General features: G+C 60.2%; 15 protein-coding genes. 6 read left to right on the forward strand and 9 right to left on the reverse strand.

What is annotated here, in order from left to right; all coding sequences use genetic code 11:
• Positions 1-30: 30 nt before the first annotated feature.
• Positions 31-1,545 carry a threonine ammonia-lyase, biosynthetic gene (gene ilvA / locus AF70_RS16920; protein ID WP_028939103.1) on the reverse strand — a complete coding sequence of 505 codons (1,515 nt, stop codon included), beginning with the start codon at positions 1,543-1,545 and terminating at the stop codon, positions 31-33.
• A 310-nt stretch (positions 1,546-1,855) separates the two neighbouring features.
• Between ilvA and rpiA the strand changes: the two genes are divergently transcribed.
• Positions 1,856-2,527, forward strand: coding sequence for a ribose-5-phosphate isomerase RpiA (gene rpiA / locus AF70_RS16925; RefSeq protein ID WP_018928652.1), 672 nt, complete (start codon positions 1,856-1,858; stop codon positions 2,525-2,527).
• Between the two features lie 124 nt (positions 2,528-2,651).
• On the opposite strand, the gene AF70_RS16930 is transcribed toward rpiA, so the two are convergent.
• From AF70_RS16930 to AF70_RS16945, 4 genes are all read right to left on the reverse strand, one after another.
• On the reverse strand, positions 2,652-3,557 hold the full coding sequence (locus tag AF70_RS16930; protein WP_028939104.1) for an SdiA-regulated domain-containing protein: 906 nt from the start codon (positions 3,555-3,557) through the stop codon (positions 2,652-2,654).
• 87 nt (positions 3,558-3,644) lie between these two features.
• Entirely contained in the window at positions 3,645-4,580 is a 936-nt protein-coding gene (locus AF70_RS16935; protein ID WP_019580570.1) for an SdiA-regulated domain-containing protein, read from the reverse strand.
• Positions 4,581-4,761: 181 nt separating this feature from the next.
• Positions 4,762-5,427 carry a fumarylacetoacetate hydrolase family protein gene (locus AF70_RS16940; protein ID WP_019580569.1) on the reverse strand — a complete coding sequence of 222 codons (666 nt, stop codon included), beginning with the start codon at positions 5,425-5,427 and terminating at the stop codon, positions 4,762-4,764.
• 23 nt (positions 5,428-5,450) lie between these two features.
• Entirely contained in the window at positions 5,451-6,845 is a 1,395-nt protein-coding gene (locus AF70_RS16945) for an FAD-binding oxidoreductase (RefSeq protein WP_028939105.1), read from the reverse strand.
• A 204-nt stretch (positions 6,846-7,049) separates the two neighbouring features.
• On the opposite strand from AF70_RS16945, the gene serA reads away from it, so the two are divergent.
• Positions 7,050-8,279 (forward strand): phosphoglycerate dehydrogenase, encoded by a 1,230-nt coding sequence (gene serA / locus AF70_RS16950; protein WP_018928647.1) that lies wholly within the window; start codon positions 7,050-7,052, stop codon positions 8,277-8,279.
• Between the two features lie 77 nt (positions 8,280-8,356).
• Here serA and AF70_RS16955 read toward each other — a convergent pair whose 3' ends face one another.
• Positions 8,357-8,782, reverse strand: a complete 426-nt coding sequence (locus tag AF70_RS16955) for a DUF4399 domain-containing protein (RefSeq protein ID WP_018928646.1) — start codon at positions 8,780-8,782, stop codon at positions 8,357-8,359.
• Between the two features lie 136 nt (positions 8,783-8,918).
• On the opposite strand from AF70_RS16955, the gene AF70_RS16960 reads away from it, so the two are divergent.
• The gene (locus tag AF70_RS16960) at positions 8,919-9,506 is read left to right on the forward strand and encodes a transporter substrate-binding domain-containing protein (protein ID WP_019580568.1); all 588 of its coding nucleotides are present in this window, start codon (positions 8,919-8,921) and stop codon (positions 9,504-9,506) included.
• Positions 9,507-9,535: 29 nt separating this feature from the next.
• Here the strand turns inward: AF70_RS16960 and AF70_RS16965 are convergent, their stop codons facing one another.
• Positions 9,536-10,021, reverse strand: coding sequence for a DUF523 domain-containing protein (locus AF70_RS16965; RefSeq protein ID WP_028939106.1), 486 nt, complete (start codon positions 10,019-10,021; stop codon positions 9,536-9,538).
• Positions 10,022-10,023: 2 nt separating this feature from the next.
• Complete coding sequence (locus AF70_RS16970; protein ID WP_018928643.1) at positions 10,024-10,656, reverse strand: 2OG-Fe(II) oxygenase; 633 nt, start codon at positions 10,654-10,656, stop codon at positions 10,024-10,026.
• Between the two features lie 133 nt (positions 10,657-10,789).
• Here AF70_RS16970 and AF70_RS16975 point away from each other — a divergent pair, with 133 nt between their 5' ends.
• Entirely contained in the window at positions 10,790-11,542 is a 753-nt protein-coding gene (locus tag AF70_RS16975; RefSeq protein ID WP_028939107.1) for a DUF2059 domain-containing protein, read from the forward strand.
• A 43-nt stretch (positions 11,543-11,585) separates the two neighbouring features.
• On the opposite strand, the gene AF70_RS16980 is transcribed toward AF70_RS16975, so the two are convergent.
• Complete coding sequence (locus AF70_RS16980; protein WP_028939108.1) at positions 11,586-12,533, reverse strand: alpha/beta hydrolase; 948 nt, start codon at positions 12,531-12,533, stop codon at positions 11,586-11,588.
• A gap of 97 nt (positions 12,534-12,630) precedes the next feature.
• Between AF70_RS16980 and AF70_RS16985 the strand changes: the two genes are divergently transcribed.
• Positions 12,631-13,209: a DUF6436 domain-containing protein gene (locus AF70_RS16985; protein ID WP_028939109.1), complete on the forward strand. Its 579-nt coding sequence runs from the start codon at positions 12,631-12,633 to the stop codon at positions 13,207-13,209.
• 104 nt (positions 13,210-13,313) lie between these two features.
• Positions 13,314-15,716 (forward strand): penicillin acylase family protein, encoded by a 2,403-nt coding sequence (locus AF70_RS16990; protein WP_028939110.1) that lies wholly within the window; start codon positions 13,314-13,316, stop codon positions 15,714-15,716.
• Positions 15,717-15,794 lie beyond the last annotated feature (78 nt).

Consider the following 15,794-nt stretch of genomic DNA (forward strand, 5'->3'; position numbering starts at 1 on the left):
TCCTTATAGGCTGCCCATCAGCGTAGCCGCTCAGCCGAGAAACAGCTGATAGGCCGGGTTGTCGCTTTCGTCCCAGTACGGGTAGCCGATTTCTTCCAGCGCCGCCGGTACCAGATGACGCTCGTCGTGGGGCACTTGCAGGCCCGCGACCACACGGCCATCCGCCGCGCCGTGGTTGCGGTAGTGGAACATCGAAATGTTCCAGCGCCCACCGAGCTTGTTGAGGAAGTTGAACAACGCACCCGGACGCTCCGGGAACTCGAAGCGCAGCACCACCTCATCGACCACCTGGGCGGCACGCCCGCCAACCATATGGCGAATGTGCAATTTGGCCAGTTCGTTGTCGGTCAGGTCGAGTACCGGGAAACCCTGCTCGGTCAGGCTGGCGAGCAGCGCACTGCGTGGGTCGTTTTCCGGATGGGTCTGCACGCCGACAAAGATGTGCGCTTCGCTACCGGTGTTGTAGCGGTAGTTGAATTCGGTGATCTGGCGCTTGCCGATGGCTTCGCAGAACGCCTTGAAGCTGCCCGGTTTCTCGGGGATGGTCACGGCGATGATAGCTTCGCGGCCCTCGCCCAGCTCGGCACGCTCGGCGACGTGTCGCAAGCGGTCGAAGTTGACGTTGGCGCCGGAATCGATGGCCACGAAGGTCTGGCCGGTGACGCCACGTTGCTCGACGTATTTCTTGATCCCGGCCACGCCCAAAGCGCCGGCAGGTTCAGTGATCGAGCGGGTATCGTCGTAGATATCCTTGATCGCCGCACAGATTTCATCGGTGCTGACGGTGATCACTTCATCAACGTAGTCTTTGCAGATATCGAAGGTGTGCTGACCGATCTGCGCCACCGCGACGCCATCGGCAAACAGACCCACGGTCGGCAACACCACGCGCTCGCCGGCCGCCATGGCGGCTTGCAGGCAGTTGGAGTCATCCGGTTCGACGCCGATGATCTTGATGTCCGGACGCAGGTATTTCACGTACGCCGCAATCCCGGCGATCAATCCGCCACCGCCCACCGGAACGAAGATCGCATCCAGACGCCCCGGGTGCTGGCGCAGAATCTCCATGGCCACCGTGCCCTGCCCGGCAATGGTGTGGGGATCGTCGTAGGGGTGAATGTAGACGTAGCCTTTTTCGTCGACCAGTTTCAGCGAGTAGGCCAGGGCTTCCGGGAACGAATCGCCGTGCAGTACCACTTTGCCGCCGCGCGAACGCACGCCTTCGACCTTGATCTCCGGGGTGGTCTTGGGCATCACGATGGTCGCCTTCACGCCCAGCACTTTGGCTGCCAGGGCCAGGCCTTGCGCATGGTTGCCCGCCGAAGCGGTGACCACACCACGGGCGCGCTCTTCATCGCTCAGTTGCGTCAGCTTGTTGTAAGCGCCGCGAATCTTGAACGAGAACACCGGCTGCAAGTCTTCACGCTTGAGCCAAATCTCGTTGCCCAGCCGCTCGGAGAGCTGGCGAGCAGTCTGCAATGGGGTTTCTACGGCAACGTCATAAACGCGCGAGGTGAGGATCTTTTTGACGTACTGTTCGAGCATCGGAAAGCATCACTGAACGGGTTGGGCAGGGCCAAGGAGTCTAACCCGGCTTTCGGGCGGGCGACCACACGAATCAAGAGGTTTTAGCCTTTGCAGACATCGCGGATCCATTGTGGCGAGGGGGCTTGCCCCCGTTCGGCTGCGAAGCAGTCGTAAAATCTGTTTATGCGGTATGTCTGAAAGAATGCCAGGGGAGCGCTGCGCACTCCAACGGGGGCAAGCCCCCTCGCCACAGGAGTGTTTCCCCCTGCACTATCGCGAGGCCTATAATGCCGGCCTTTCGTCCCCTCTTCGGCACCTCGGAGCCCGCATGACCCAGGATCAACTCAAACAGGCAGTGGCTCAGGCCGCCGTCGACTTCATCCTCCCGAAACTCGATGACAAGAGCATCGTCGGGGTCGGCACCGGCTCTACCGCCAATTGCTTCATCGACGCCCTGGCCAAGCACAAAGGCGCGTTTGACGGCGCAGTGGCCAGTTCCGAAGCCACCGCCGCGCGCCTCAAGGGCCACGGTATTCCGGTGTATGAGCTCAATACCGTCAGCGATCTGGAGTTCTACGTCGACGGCGCCGATGAAAGCGACGAGCACCTGCACCTGATCAAAGGCGGCGGTGCAGCCCTGACCCGCGAGAAGATCGTGGCGGCCGTGGCCAAGACCTTCATCTGCATCGCCGACGCCAGCAAACTGGTGCCGGTGCTCGGTGCGTTCCCATTGCCGGTGGAAGTGATCCCGATGGCTCGCAGCCACGTGGCCCGCGAACTGGTGAAGCTAGGCGGCGACCCGGTTTACCGTGAAGGCGTGCTGACCGATAACGGCAACATCATCCTTGACGTGCACAACATGCAGATCACCAACCCGGTGGAGCTGGAAGCACAGATCAACGCCATCGTCGGCGTGGTCACCAACGGTTTGTTCGCGGCCCGCCCGGCGGACTTGCTGCTGTTGGGCACGAGCGAAGGCGTGAAAACCCTCAAGGCCTGATGCCTTAGCCATCTGTAGGAGCGAAGCTTGCTCGCGAAGAGGCCATAGCATTCAACATCTCAGTTGACTGATATGGCCTCTTCGCGAGCAAGCTGCGCTCCTACAATTGGTTTTGTGGTGTTGGTCAGGGCTGTGCCGGTTTTTTGAAGACGTAGAACAGGTTCGGCTCGCTGACGAGGTACAGGGTGCCGTCGTCATCCATGGCAATGCCTTCTGGCTTGTGCAATCCCTGAAGATCCTTGCTCAGTGACAGGGTGCTCAGCGGTCGCCCGTCCACATCCAGTTCAAGAATCAACCGCGACTCATCAGACAGTGCCAGCAAATGGCCGCTGCGCTCGTCATATTGCAGGCTCGACAGGTCTCGCACGAACATTCCGGCATCGCGCTTGGGATTGTTCACCACGTGCACCGCGTAGGACTTCTCCGGGTTGTAATGGGGAAAGCCCTGCACTTCGTAGACCAGCATCGGGTCGCGCTCCTTGGCGACGAACAAGCGCTTGCCCACCGAGTCATAGGCCAACCCCTCGAAACCCTTGTTGCCGCTCATGTGCACGCCGAGGGTCATCTGCTCGGCGTCCGCGACATCGAGGAACGTCGTGCCCTTGCGCAGATGAATCTTGATCAGCCGTTGCTCACGCTCATCGGTGATCACGTAAGTGTCAGCGCTAATGAACTCGACTGCTTCCGGGTCGCCGAACCCGACCAGCGCCACACGCCGCAGGATTTTGCCTTCCAGGGACAACTCGATCAGCTCGGCGTTTTTGTGGGTGACCGTGAACAGGCTTTTGCGCACGGGATCGAAGGTCAGCGCTGAAACATCGTCGTCCAGACCGTCAATGACTCGCGCCTCGATCGCCACCTGATACTGGTCCAGGCCAATGGGCTGGGCATTCATCGGCTGCCATAGCGCCTGCACATTGAACCCACTGCGCTCGAACAGGCGCTGGTACTGGCCGACGGCAACCAACACGATCAGGGCAATGACCGACAGGATCAGCATCAGGGGTTTGGGGCGGACAAGTCGACGCATTCAGGCAAACTCGGAAACAGGACGGGCGGATGAAACACCACGGCTGCCTGAATTAAAACCCTAATGGCCCGCGACCTTCTACCGCAACTACCGAACCTGTTGCTTTTCGAAGCGGTAGAACAGGTTCGGCTCGCTCACCATGTATAGCGTGCCTGCTTCGTCCATGGTGACGCCTTCGGCACGGGGAATGGTTTTCTTCAGACCATTGAACCCTCCGAGCAAGGTCATGAAACTGACCTGCTCGCCCTTCTCGTCCAGTTCCAGCAATAAGTGAGAGTCGGCGGACAGCACCAGAGTGTGGCCGGTGCGCGGATCGATGGCCAGGGCCGACAGGTTACGAACATCCAGTGCGGCGCTGGAGAGTTTTTGCTTGTCACCCTTCAGGATCTGGCTGCCATCGCTTTTCCAGCTGAACAGCGCAGGTGGACGCTCTTCACCCAGCAGCAGTTGCTGGCGACGGGCATCCCAGACGACGGCTTCGAAGCCTTTATTCTGGTTTTTCGAGGGACCAAGATCGTATTTCGGGAAATTGGCGATGTTCAGCTCGCGCGTATCGGCATCGACCTTGACGATCGAGAGCAGGTGTTCGCGCTCATCGGTAATCGCCAGCAAACCATTGCCCATCACCGTCACCCCTTCCGGGTTGCTCCAACCCACCAGCGGCATTTTGCGCAACACGTCGCCTTGCAACGTCAGCTCGACCAGGAACGGGTTCTTGCCCATCACGGAGAACAGGGTTTTGGTCTGCGGGTCGTAAGACACGTCGGACGCTTCGTCCTTCTCCATGCCCGGCAGCAGTTTGGCGTCGATCACCGCCCGATAGTCCGGCAGCCAGACACTCTCTTTTCGTTCGGCAGGGCTTTCGAAGCGCTCCTTCACCCAGAGCACACCGCGGTCATCCCAATGCATCGCGAACGCAAGGCCATAAGCAGCGACCGCCACCAGTGAAAGCCAGGAATACCAACGCATGACAAAACGCGAGCGGCGGGCAGTTTTCAGCTTGGGCAGCGATTCGATGGCCATTCAGGGATGCGTTCCAGAAATTCAGGCTATGGGTAATAGCACATAGGGACAGGCTCAGATGCCATAAGCCCCGGAATTATCCAGACAAAATGTGAAAAAAACGGGAAATGGCCGGATTGCCCTGCGTGGGCAGCCAAGATCAAAAGATCGCAGCCTGCGGCAGGCTGCGATCTTTTGCTTTTTAGAGAACGCTACTGGTAAAGCGGCTGACACCTGGCAATTCGAGCACCAGTTCGTCACCGACATTCAGCGGGCCAACGCCCACCGGCGTGCCAGTGAGGATCACGTCCCCGGCCTGCAGCGAGAAGCAGCCGGCCATGTACTGGATCATCGGCACGATCGGATTGAGCATGTCCTTGCTGTTGCCATCCTGGCGGACTTCGCCATTGATGGTCAGGCGGATGCCGATGTCGGTCAGGTCGGCAAACGTGCTGCCGGCCACGAATGGTGCAATCACCGCCGCACCGTCGAAGCACTTGGCAATTTCCCACGGCAGGCCCTTGGCTTTAAGCTCGGCCTGCTTGTCGCGCAGGGTCAGGTCCAGGGCCGGGGCGAAGCCGGAGATGGCATCCAGCACTTCTTCGCGGCTCGGCTTGGTCGACAATGGCTTGCCGATCAGCACCGCTATTTCTGCTTCGTAATGCACCGAACCGCGCTCGGTCGGAATGCTGAAGCTGCCTTCCAGTGGCACCACGCAGCTGCCGGGCTTGATGAACAGCAGTGGTTCGGTGGGCACCGGGTTGTCCAGTTCCTTGGCGTGTTCGGCGTAGTTGCGGCCGATGCACACCACTTTCCCCAACGGGAAATGAATACGCGTTCCGTCGACATACTGGTGCTGATAGCTCATTGACCGACTCCTGCCTTGTTGATTCAAACAGCGAAAATCTTGCCTGGGTTCATGATGCCATTCGGGTCGAACACCGCTTTGACGGCTTTCATGTACTCGATCTCAACCGGTGAGCGGCTATAGGTCAAGTAATCACGCTTGGTCATGCCCACGCCGTGTTCGGCGGAAATCGAACCGTTGTACTTCTCGACGGTTTCGAACACCCACTTGTTGACGGTGGCGCACTTGGCGAAGAACTCATCCTTGCTCAGGTTGTCCGGCTTGAGGATGTTCAAGTGCAGGTTGCCGTCGCCAATGTGGCCGAACCAGACGATTTCGAAATCCGGGTAATGTTCGCCGACGATCGCGTCGATTTCCTTCAGGAACCCCGGGACTTTCGACACAGTGACCGAAATGTCGTTTTTGTACGGTGTCCAGTGGGAAATGGTTTCGGAGATGTACTCGCGCAGCTTCCAGAGGTTCTGCAACTGGGTTTCGCTCTGGCTCATCACGCCGTCCAGCACCCAGCCCTGCTCGACGCAGTACTCGAAGGTTTCCAGGGCGTGATTGGCCACTTCATCGGTGGTCGCTTCGAATTCCAGCAATGCATAGAACGGGCAGTCGGATTCGAACGGCGCCGGCACATCGCCGCGAGCCATGACCTTGGCCAGGGCTTTGTCGGAGAAGAACTCGAAGGCAGTCAGGTCAAGTTTGCTCTGGAACGCATGCAATACCGGCATGATCGAATCGAAATCGGCGGTACCGAGCACCATCGCGGTGAGGTTTTTCGGCGCACGGTCCAGACGCATGGTGGCTTCGACGACAAAACCCAGTGTGCCTTCAGCGCCGATGAACAGCTGACGCAGGTCGTAGCCGGTGGCGTTCTTGATCAGGTCTTTGTTCAGTTCCAGCAGATCGCCCTTGCCGGTGACGACTTTCATGCCGGCGACCCAGTTACGGGTCATGCCGTAGCGAATTACCTTGATCCCGCCGGCATTGGTGCCGATATTGCCGCCAATCTGGCTGGAACCTGCCGAAGCGAAGTCCACCGGATAGTACAACCCGTGCTCTTCAGCCTTGTTCTGTAATTGTTCGGTAACCACGCCCGGCTGACAAACAACCGTGCGATCGGTGAGGTTCACGTCGAGAATCTGGTTCATGTAGTCGAAGGACACGACCACTTCGCCATTGGCCGCCACTGCTGCGGCAGAAAGCCCGGTACGACCGCCGGACGGCACCAGCGCAACCTTGTGTTCATTGGCCCAACGGACAATGGCCTGGACCTGCTCAATGGTCTTGGGAAACACAATGGCCGTCGGGGCCGGGGCGAAATGTTTGGTCCAATCCTTGCCGTAAGCGTTCAGGGAGTCGGCGTCGGTCAGGACCTTGCCAGGCTCAACCAGGGTCTTCAGCTCATCAATCAGCGCAGGATTGGTCATCGACAGAACTCTCGAACAATTCATGGTCATCCTGAGTACGCTTCACGTCGCAGAATGAGTGTTAGCAGGTCGCATATGCTAGCATACCGACCCCGCAGGATAGTGCCCAAAGGCTGTTCTGCGGCGACGGCTTTCCTGCCGTCCGGGTCAGCTCTGGCTGCTCCCTTCCCTGCCATTTTTTCTCCGGGACACAGGTTTACGCAGATGAGCAAGACTTCTCTCGATAAGAGCAAGATCAAGTTCCTTCTTCTCGAAGGCGTCCACCAATCGGCTGTCGACGTCCTCAAGGCGGCGGGCTACACCAGCATCGAGTACCTCACAGGTTCTCTGCCAGACGCCCAACTGAAGGAAAAGATCGCTGATGCTCACTTCATCGGCATTCGCTCCCGCACTCAACTGACCGAAGAGATCTTCGATCACGCGAAGAAACTGGTGGCTGTCGGCTGTTTCTGCATCGGCACCAACCAGGTCGACCTCAACGCGGCTCGCGAACGCGGTATCGCGGTATTCAACGCGCCGTACTCCAACACTCGCTCCGTTGCCGAGCTGGTGCTGGCCGAGGCGATCCTGTTGCTGCGCGGCATCCCTGAGAAGAACGCTTCCTGCCACCGTGGCGGCTGGATCAAAAGCGCAGCCAACTCCTTCGAAATCCGTGGCAAAAAGCTGGGTATCGTCGGTTACGGCTCGATCGGTACTCAACTGTCGGTCCTGGCTGAAGGTCTGGGCATGCAGGTTTACTTCTACGACACCGTGACCAAGCTGCCACTGGGCAACGCCACCCAGGTCGGCAACCTGCACGAGCTGTTGGGCATGTCCGACATCGTCACCCTGCACGTTCCGGAAACCGCTGCCACCCAGTGGATGATCGGCGAGAAGGAAATCCGCGCCATCAAGAAGGGCGGCATCCTGATCAACGCCGCGCGCGGCACCGTGGTCGAACTGGACGCCCTGGCGGACGCGATCAAGGACAAGCACCTGATCGGCGCGGCCATCGACGTATTCCCGGTGGAGCCACGCTCCAACGAAGAAGAGTTCGAAAGCCCGCTGCGTGGCCTGGACAACGTGATCCTGACCCCGCACATCGGTGGCTCTACCGCTGAAGCACAGGCCAACATCGGTCTGGAAGTGGCGGAAAAACTGGTCAAGTACAGCGACAACGGTACGTCGGTATCGTCCGTGAACTTCCCGGAAGTGGCCCTGCCGGCTCACCCTGGCAAGCACCGCCTGCTGCACATCCACGAGAACATTCCGGGTGTGATGAGCGAGATCAACAAGGTCTTCGCCGAAAACGGCATCAACATTTCCGGTCAGTTCCTGCAGACCAACGAGAAAGTCGGCTACGTCGTGATCGACGTCGATGCCGATTACTCGGAAATGGCGCAAGAGAAGCTGCAGCACATCAACGGCACCATTCGTTGCCGCGTGCTGTTCTGATCGCGACTTGAGCGACAAAAAAGGGAGCTCCTCGGAGCTCCCTTTTTTACGGCTGCTTTTTCATCGCTGTGGAAAAGTTACTTCACCGTCACGGTGATTTTCTTCGACACGATCGGCGGATCGAACGGCATGTGACCGCTGTCGCCCAGCTCGAGCTGCAAAGTGTGCTTACCCGGAGCCAGTTTGATTTCAGCGTGAGTCTGCGCTTTGCCGAAGTGCATATGATTGGCATCGTTTGGAATCGGAGCACCGGCGGCTGGTAGTTTGTCGACATCGATCAGCAAATGGTGATGGCCAGTATTTTTGGTGACATCGCCTGCTGGTGCCAGCGCGATTTCCTTGACGCCGAAATTCACGGTAAAGGTTTGCGCGACCGTGGCTCCGTCCGCAGGAGATACGATGAACACTTCAGCACCTTTCGGGGCCGGCGTGGCAGCACTGGCCAGCACCGAAACACCCATCAACAGGCCAGCCAATGCTGCTCGTGACATAAAGGTTTTCATTCTCTTCTCCAGTTTTTCCATAAAATTCGCTCGACTATGACAACTTAACGGCCATACGTTGTCGAAGGCTCTCGATAACCATAGCAAAGCGAGCCTGAACAGCGCGTCGCGATAAAATGAATTCAAAGGAGTGACCATGCGCTTTTTGCCTGGCCTGATCTGCCTGCTACCCCTTTTGAGCCCTTTGGCTCATGCCGAACTGATGGACGATGTAAACGACCGCGGCGAATTGCGCATTGCTCTTGAGGCTAATACACCGCCCTTCAATTTCAAGGATGACGGCAAACTGACCGGGTTCGAGGTCGAATTGGGTCAACTGCTGGCCAATGAACTGGATGTACGGGCCGACTTCGTCGTCACCGATTCCGACGATCTGATGACCGGCGTCGAAAGCGGCAAATACGACGTTGCCATCAATCACATAGCACTGACCCCGGACCTGAAGGATCGTTTCGACTTCAGCGAACCTTACATTCACACCAACGCGCAATTGATCGCGCAGAAAGAAGAGCAACCGCGATCAATCCTGTTGGTGCAGTCGCTGACAGAGGAAAAGCCGAAAGCCGCCCCGGCTGCAAGCCTGGCCATTCCGTTTCAGAAGGGTAACCCGGCGTTCCATGCCAGCCTGGAAAACGCCCTGCAGCGGATCAAGGCTGATGGCCGGCTGGAGGCGCTGGAGCAGAAGTGGTTTGGAGCGGATGCGGGTGTGGCGCCGAAACCTTGATTCGGGTGAATGAGTAACCCTGTGGGCCGTTACTTCAGAATTGCCAGGGCCTGAGCCGCTTGCGGCAACTCCAGCTCGCTGAAGACTTGCACACCATGGCGCTTGAGCAGCGCGGCGGTCACGCCCTCACCGCTGACCTTCACGCCACTGAACGTCCCGTCATAGGTCAGCAGATTCCCGCAAGACGGGCTGTTGGCCTTGAGCACGGCAACCCGGATGCCGTGCTGTTGCACCAGCTCCAGCGCCTGAGAAGCCCCCGAAAGAAACTCGGCACTGACGTCCTCGCCCTCGGTGGTGATGACCGATGCAAGGCCATCAAGCACTTCACCACCCTGCCCGCCGGGAATTTCCGCCGCGGCCCTGGGTGTCGGCAACCCGCCGGCGACTTCCGGACACAACGGCACCACCCGGCCTTCGGCAATCCACTGTTCCAACAGATCGAACGGCCCGCTGGCCCCGCCGTCATAACGGACGCGGTGACCGAGCAAACAGCGGCTTACCAGAATCTTTTGCATGATCAGAACGGCTCGTTGCCACGACGGCGGAACCAGCCCGTCAACGACAGGCGTTCTCGGGTCGCGGGCAGGACTTCGTGAGGGACGTCGCCTGACAGGAACACCACCAGGCATCCACCGGTGGGCACTACATCGTGTTCGACGCCTTCGTCCAGGTACATGCGCAACTGACCGCCATGCTCGGGCAGCCAGGCGTCGTTGAGATAGATCACCGCCGAGACCATGCGCCGGTCGTCGTCACGGAAACGGTCGACATGCTTGAGGTAGAAAGCGCCGGGCGGGTACAGGGCGAAATGGCTTTCGAAATCTTCCAGGCCCAGGAACAAACCACGATTCATCGCCTCACGCAGGCTGTCCATCAACCCCAGGTAGCTGTCGCAGGACTCGGCCTGGCCAGGTTCGAGCCACTGGATATGGTCGCCGCGAATGCCCTCGCGAATCTCCGAAAACGCCCCGCGCCCCACGGCGGCCGGGGCGAGTTCACCCTCGGCGGCACGTTTACGACACTCGGCCGCCAGCGCCCGGGTCAGGTCCAGGGGCAGGAAAATATTCTGCTGCGACCAGCCGTGTTCGGCCAGGTCGTCGACGATACGTAACAGCAGTGGATGATCAGAGGGTATGTGCATGGCGCGCATAGTATTCCTGTGCCCGCAAATCCGACAGAGCCACGCAGCGGAGGATTGGTCGGATAAGGTACTCAACCTGATACGAATTCTCGACAAGTACGAATGCCGCACGGAGAATAGTCGCCTGCTGACAGGAGTCCCTATGCGTCGCTTGCTTTTCTCACTGTTGATGTTCTGCGCTTTGCCCGCCTGGGCGGACGGCCACGACCAGTTGTACAAGGTCGCCGGCTGGCCAGAACAACGCGCGCATTTCAACGATGCTCTCTCGGCCGCTCAGCAGCGCTATCAGAACAGCTTGCCACCGGCAGTGTTCCAGGCCCTGGTCGACAACAGCAATCAGCGGTTCGCCCCCAAGGCCATGGACCAGCGCGCCGAAGCGCAACTGCGCAAGAAGCTCGCCGACCCGAAACCTGCGCTGACCTTCTTTCAATCGCCCCTGGGCAAGAAAATCGTCGCCGCCGAACTGCTGGCGACCCGTCGCGATCAATTGGCGAAAAACGCCAAGGGCTTGCCGAAGATGCAGGCCAGCGATACCCGTCAACTGATCATCGGCCACCTGGCCCAGGCCCTGCCCGCCCGCGAGGCCGGCGCTGAAGTCAGCCTGGCGATCGCAGGCGTCGCGGCCGATAGCCTGAGTTCGATGATCCCGGGCCTGCTCGGCAACGGTCAGGCTCAAGGCATGTTGAACGGTCAGCGCCAGCGCCTGATGGAGCAGATCGGCGCCGACCTGAACAACACGCTGCTGTATGTCTATCGCGACCTGTCGGATGACGAACTGGAAGAGTTTTCGACCTTTGCCGAGTCCTCTGAAGGCAAGGCTTATTACCAAGCGGCATTGGCGGCGATTCGGGCGGGGTTGGCGGTGGGGCAAAGCACGTCCAGTCTGACCCAGTAATTTTTTGGCGTCTGTGAAATGGCCCGCGATGACTGTCGAAATGTCACCGCCGATCCCGACTCATGCGCTTGGTCAAAAACCCGAAATACTCCTGCCGCAACCCCGGCGACTCATTCGCCAGATGATGCCGCGCCTCAGGCAGCATCAACACCTGGGGCCGATCGAACTTGCCTCGTAACACTTCAAGGTTGTGCTCCCAATCCACGGTCATGTCCGCCTGCCCCTGCACGATCAGCGGCCGCCGCGGGCTGCTCGGTGCCGCTTCGATACGCTTGATCCACCGCCCCAGCGCACCGACCCAGGCCGTTGGCAGACGCAGCGGTTGCAGCGGATCGGCCTGCAGGAACGCGAGGAAGTCAGGGTCGTTGGAATTTTCGCTGAAGCGCCGGGCGATGCCTTTGACAAACGGCTTGAGCAGGTAATAACTGAGCCGCGACCAACCCCAGGCTCGCGGCCGCACCAAGGGCGACAGCAGGATCACTTGCCCCTGGGCCGGGCTGCTCGCACCTTGATTGAGTACATGGTCGATCACAATCGCCCCGCCGGTGCTTTGCCCGCACAAGTGCCAGGGCCGCGGAAGGCCCAACGACTGCGCCTCGGCCAGCAGGCCTTGCAGGGCGCTCTGGTACTCGGCGAAGTCCTTGATACTCGCCCGTTCGCCACTGGACAAGCCATGCCCCGGCAGGTCACAGGCGATTACCGCAAATCCCTGGTCCAGCGCCCAGTCGATCACATGCCGGTAGAGCCCGGTGTGATCGTAGAAGCCGTGAAATAGAAACAGCGTCGCCTTCGCCCGCTCGGGCAACCAGAGCTGGCTGACCACTTCATAGCCATCGATCTCGAAACGCCCCAAGCCACGGCGCAGGGTCCGCTGTGGAAAATCCAGCCCGTAAAAACGCTGATAGGCCATGGCCTCCGTCGACAGCGGCTGCCACTGGGCCAATGGCCGCAGGCTGGCACGCAAATGATCGGGGTCGAAAGTGGCAGACATGGGCTATTCCAGAGCGCGAAACAGACTTTATGGGCCTGCGATATTCATCTGTCGCGGCAAGCATGGCAAGCTAGCCGACCTTCGAGGATTGAAACCCATGCGCCCGGCCTATCGCACCACACTGCTTGCCAGCCTGCTCGCCCTTGTGTGTGCCAGTGTGCTGTGGGCTGCTTACGACTGGTTTCAGGGACGCTACCTGCGGGCCTTCAGTTCGCACACCGCCGTGTTCTCCGGCGACCCGTTGCGCCTGCCGGACGAACTCGCCGGCCCCGGCGCCATTCGCCTGGTGCACTTCTGGGACCCGGCCTGCCCGTGCAATGTCGGCAACCAACAACACCTGACTGAACTGGTTGAGCAATATGTACCGCAGGGTGTCGAGTTCTATACGGTACAAAAGCCCGGCAGCCACGGCCAGTTGCCCGGCACCTTGAGCCGCCTGAAAACCCTCGCGACCCTGCCTGGCTCCGAACAGATCCCCGCCAGCCCGGCAGTGGCGATCTGGGACCGCGACGGCAAGCTGGCATATTTCGGCCCGTACAGCGAAGGCCTGACCTGCAATTCGAGCAACAGTTTTATCGAGCCCATCCTGCAAGCGCTGAACGCAGGTCGGGCAGTGAACGCCACCCACACGCTGGCGGTGGGTTGCTACTGCCCGTGGCCCGCGGAGGCGAAGTAAGGCATTCCTGACTTTTCCAGGACCGCGATGCCCGGCACAGGAGGTCTGTGCTACACGTTTGCAGCCCGCACGGGTGGCACCCCCCGAAAGAACAAGGAGTCACCATGAAACGCGTCCTGACCGTACTTGCCTTGCTGATCGTCGCGCTCGCCGCCGGGGGCGGCTGGTATGTGTACAGCAAACAACCGACGCGCCAGGGCCAGGTGGCGTTGCAGCATCTGCAAGGTTCAGTGACCGTGCACTACGACGAGCGCGGCGTGCCGCATATCCGCGCCGAAAACGAAACCGACCTCTACCGCGCCCTCGGCTACGTGCAGGCCCAGGACCGACTATTCCAGATGGAAGCCGTGCGGCGTCTGGCCCGTGGAGAGCTGGCCGAAGTCCTCGGCCCGAAACTGCTCGACACCGACAAACTGTTTCGCAGCCTGCGCATCCGCGAACGTGCTGACAGTTACGTGGCCGCGCTGGATCGTCAGTCGCCGGCGTGGAAGGCCCTGCAAGCCTATCTGGACGGCATCAATCAATATCAGGACAGCCACGCAGCGCCAGTAGAGTTCGACGTGCTGGGAATCCCCAAGCGCCCTTTCACCGCCGAAGACAGCATCAGCATCGCCGGCTACATGGCCTACAGCTTTGCCGCGGCGTTTCGCACCGAGCCCCTGCTGACTTACGTGCGTGACCAACTGGGCGCCGAGTACCTGAACATCTTCGATCTCGACTGGCAACCCAACGGCGTACTGGCCAAAAGGCGCGCCAGCCCCGCGCCGGTCCTCGCCGCCAGTGACTGGAAAGACCTGAACGCCCTTGCCCGTCTGAGTGAGCAGACTCTGGCCGACCACGGCCTGCCGCAATTCGAAGGCAGCAACGCCTGGGTGATTTCCGGCAACCGCAGCAAAAGCGGCAAGCCGCTGCTTGCCGGTGACCCGCACATACGCTTCTCGGTGCCGTCAGTGTGGTACGAGGCGCACCTGTCGGCGCCGGGCTTCGAGCTTTATGGCTACCACCAGGCGCTAGTGCCGTTTGCATTTCTCGGCCACAACCTGGACTTCGGCTGGAGCCTGACGATGTTCCAGAACGACGATCTGGACCTGATCGCCGAGAAGGTCAACCCGGACAACCCGAACCAGGTCTGGTATCGCGGCAAGTGGGTGGACATGGTCACTACCGAACAACAGATCGCAGTGAAAGGCCAGTCACCGGTCACATTGACGCTGCGCCAGTCGCCCCACGGCCCGATCGTCAACGATGCGCTCGGCACTGCCGCCGGCAAGACGCCGGTTGCCATGTGGTGGGCGTTCCTCGAAACCCCGAATCCGATCCTTGACGGCTTCTACCAGCTCAATCGCGCCGACACTCTGGCCAAGGCCCGCGCCGCGGCCGCCAAGGTTCAGGCTCCAGGATTGAACATCGTCTACGCCAACGCCAAGGGCGACATCGGCTGGTGGGCCTCGGCGTTGCTGCCCAAGCGTCCGGCCGGGGTGAAGCCCGGTTTCATCCTCGATGGCAGCACTCCTCAGGCAGACAAGGAAGGTTTTTACCCGTTCAGTGCCAACCCGCAGGAAGAAAACCCGGCGCGGGGCTACATCGTCTCGGCCAACTTCCAACCGGTGTCGCCGACCGGCATGGAAATTCCCGGCTACTACAACCTCGCCGATCGCGGGCAGCAGCTCAATCGCCAGCTCAGCGACAAGAATGTGAAGTGGGACAACGTGGCCAACCAGAAGCTGCAACTGGGTACCACCACCGCCTACGGGCCGCGCTTGCTGGCACCTTTGCTGCCGGTACTGCGTGAAGTGGTGAGCGATCCGGCCGAACTCAAACTGGTGGAGCAACTGGCGCAGTGGAGCGGCGATTACCCGCTGGACTCCATCAGCGCCACCCTGTTCAACCAGTTCCTGTTCAACCTCGCCGACGCGGCGCTGCGCGATGAGCTGGGCAATGACTTCTTCGAAACGCTGCTCCCGACCCGGGTGATCGATGCCGCGCTGCCACGTCTGGCGGCCTCCGCCGATTCACCGTGGTGGGACAATCACAACACCCCCGGCAAGGAAACCCGTGCCGATACGGTCAAGGTGGCCTGGCAAGCGAGCATGGCTCATCTCAAAGCCACCCTTGGCGCCGATTCCGCGCAATGGCAGTGGGGCAAGGCGCACACCCTGACCCACGGCCATCCGCTGGGGATGCAAAAGCCCCTGGACCAGATTTTCAACGTTGGCCCATTCGCGGCACCCGGCACCCACGAAGTACCGAACAACCTCTCGGCCAAGATCGGCCCGGCGCCGTGGCCCGTGACCTACGGCCCGTCGACCCGGCGGCTGATCGACTTCGCCGACCCGGCCCACAGCCTGACCATCAACCCGGTGGGCCAGAGCGGCGTGCCGTTCGACAGCCATTATGCCGACCAGGCCGAGGCGTATATCGAAGGGGTTTATTACCAGGCGAATTTCAATGAGGAAGAAGTGATGGCCAATACCCGCAGCACCTTGAAGCTGTTGCCGGCGCGGTAGATTTTTTCTGGCCGGGCTGACGCCTTCGCTGCAAAATTCTGAGCCATAAAGTCAAAAGATCGCAGCCTGCGACAACTC

The sequence above is a fragment of the Pseudomonas sp. KD5 genome (assembly GCF_012932895.1).
GTDB lineage: Bacteria > Pseudomonadota > Gammaproteobacteria > Pseudomonadales > Pseudomonadaceae > Aquipseudomonas.

What these genes read in the sequence shown, in the direction of transcription:
- AF70_RS16955 (WP_018928646.1), bottom strand. Translation starts at nt 8,782, where the DNA reads ATGAAAACCTTTATGTCACGAGCAGCATTGGCTGGCCTGTTGATGGGT.
- AF70_RS16945 (WP_028939105.1), bottom strand. Translation starts at nt 6,845, where the DNA reads ATGACCAATCCTGCGCTGATTGATGAGCTGAAGACCCTGGTTGAGCCT.
- rpiA (WP_018928652.1), top strand. Translation starts at nt 1,856, where the DNA reads ATGACCCAGGATCAACTCAAACAGGCAGTGGCTCAGGCCGCCGTCGAC.
- AF70_RS16930 (WP_028939104.1), bottom strand. Translation starts at nt 3,557, where the DNA reads ATGCGTCGACTTGTCCGCCCCAAACCCCTGATGCTGATCCTGTCGGTC.
- AF70_RS16975 (WP_028939107.1), top strand. Translation starts at nt 10,790, where the DNA reads ATGCGTCGCTTGCTTTTCTCACTGTTGATGTTCTGCGCTTTGCCCGCC.
- ilvA (WP_028939103.1), bottom strand. Translation starts at nt 1,545, where the DNA reads ATGCTCGAACAGTACGTCAAAAAGATCCTCACCTCGCGCGTTTATGAC.
- AF70_RS16970 (WP_018928643.1), bottom strand. Translation starts at nt 10,656, where the DNA reads ATGCGCGCCATGCACATACCCTCTGATCATCCACTGCTGTTACGTATC.
- AF70_RS16935 (WP_019580570.1), bottom strand. Translation starts at nt 4,580, where the DNA reads ATGGCCATCGAATCGCTGCCCAAGCTGAAAACTGCCCGCCGCTCGCGT.
- AF70_RS16985 (WP_028939109.1), top strand. Translation starts at nt 12,631, where the DNA reads ATGCGCCCGGCCTATCGCACCACACTGCTTGCCAGCCTGCTCGCCCTT.
- serA (WP_018928647.1), top strand. Translation starts at nt 7,050, where the DNA reads ATGAGCAAGACTTCTCTCGATAAGAGCAAGATCAAGTTCCTTCTTCTC.
- AF70_RS16940 (WP_019580569.1), bottom strand. Translation starts at nt 5,427, where the DNA reads ATGAGCTATCAGCACCAGTATGTCGACGGAACGCGTATTCATTTCCCG.
- AF70_RS16980 (WP_028939108.1), bottom strand. Translation starts at nt 12,533, where the DNA reads ATGTCTGCCACTTTCGACCCCGATCATTTGCGTGCCAGCCTGCGGCCA.
- AF70_RS16960 (WP_019580568.1), top strand. Translation starts at nt 8,919, where the DNA reads ATGCGCTTTTTGCCTGGCCTGATCTGCCTGCTACCCCTTTTGAGCCCT.
- AF70_RS16990 (WP_028939110.1), top strand. Translation starts at nt 13,314, where the DNA reads ATGAAACGCGTCCTGACCGTACTTGCCTTGCTGATCGTCGCGCTCGCC.
- AF70_RS16965 (WP_028939106.1), bottom strand. Translation starts at nt 10,021, where the DNA reads ATGCAAAAGATTCTGGTAAGCCGCTGTTTGCTCGGTCACCGCGTCCGT.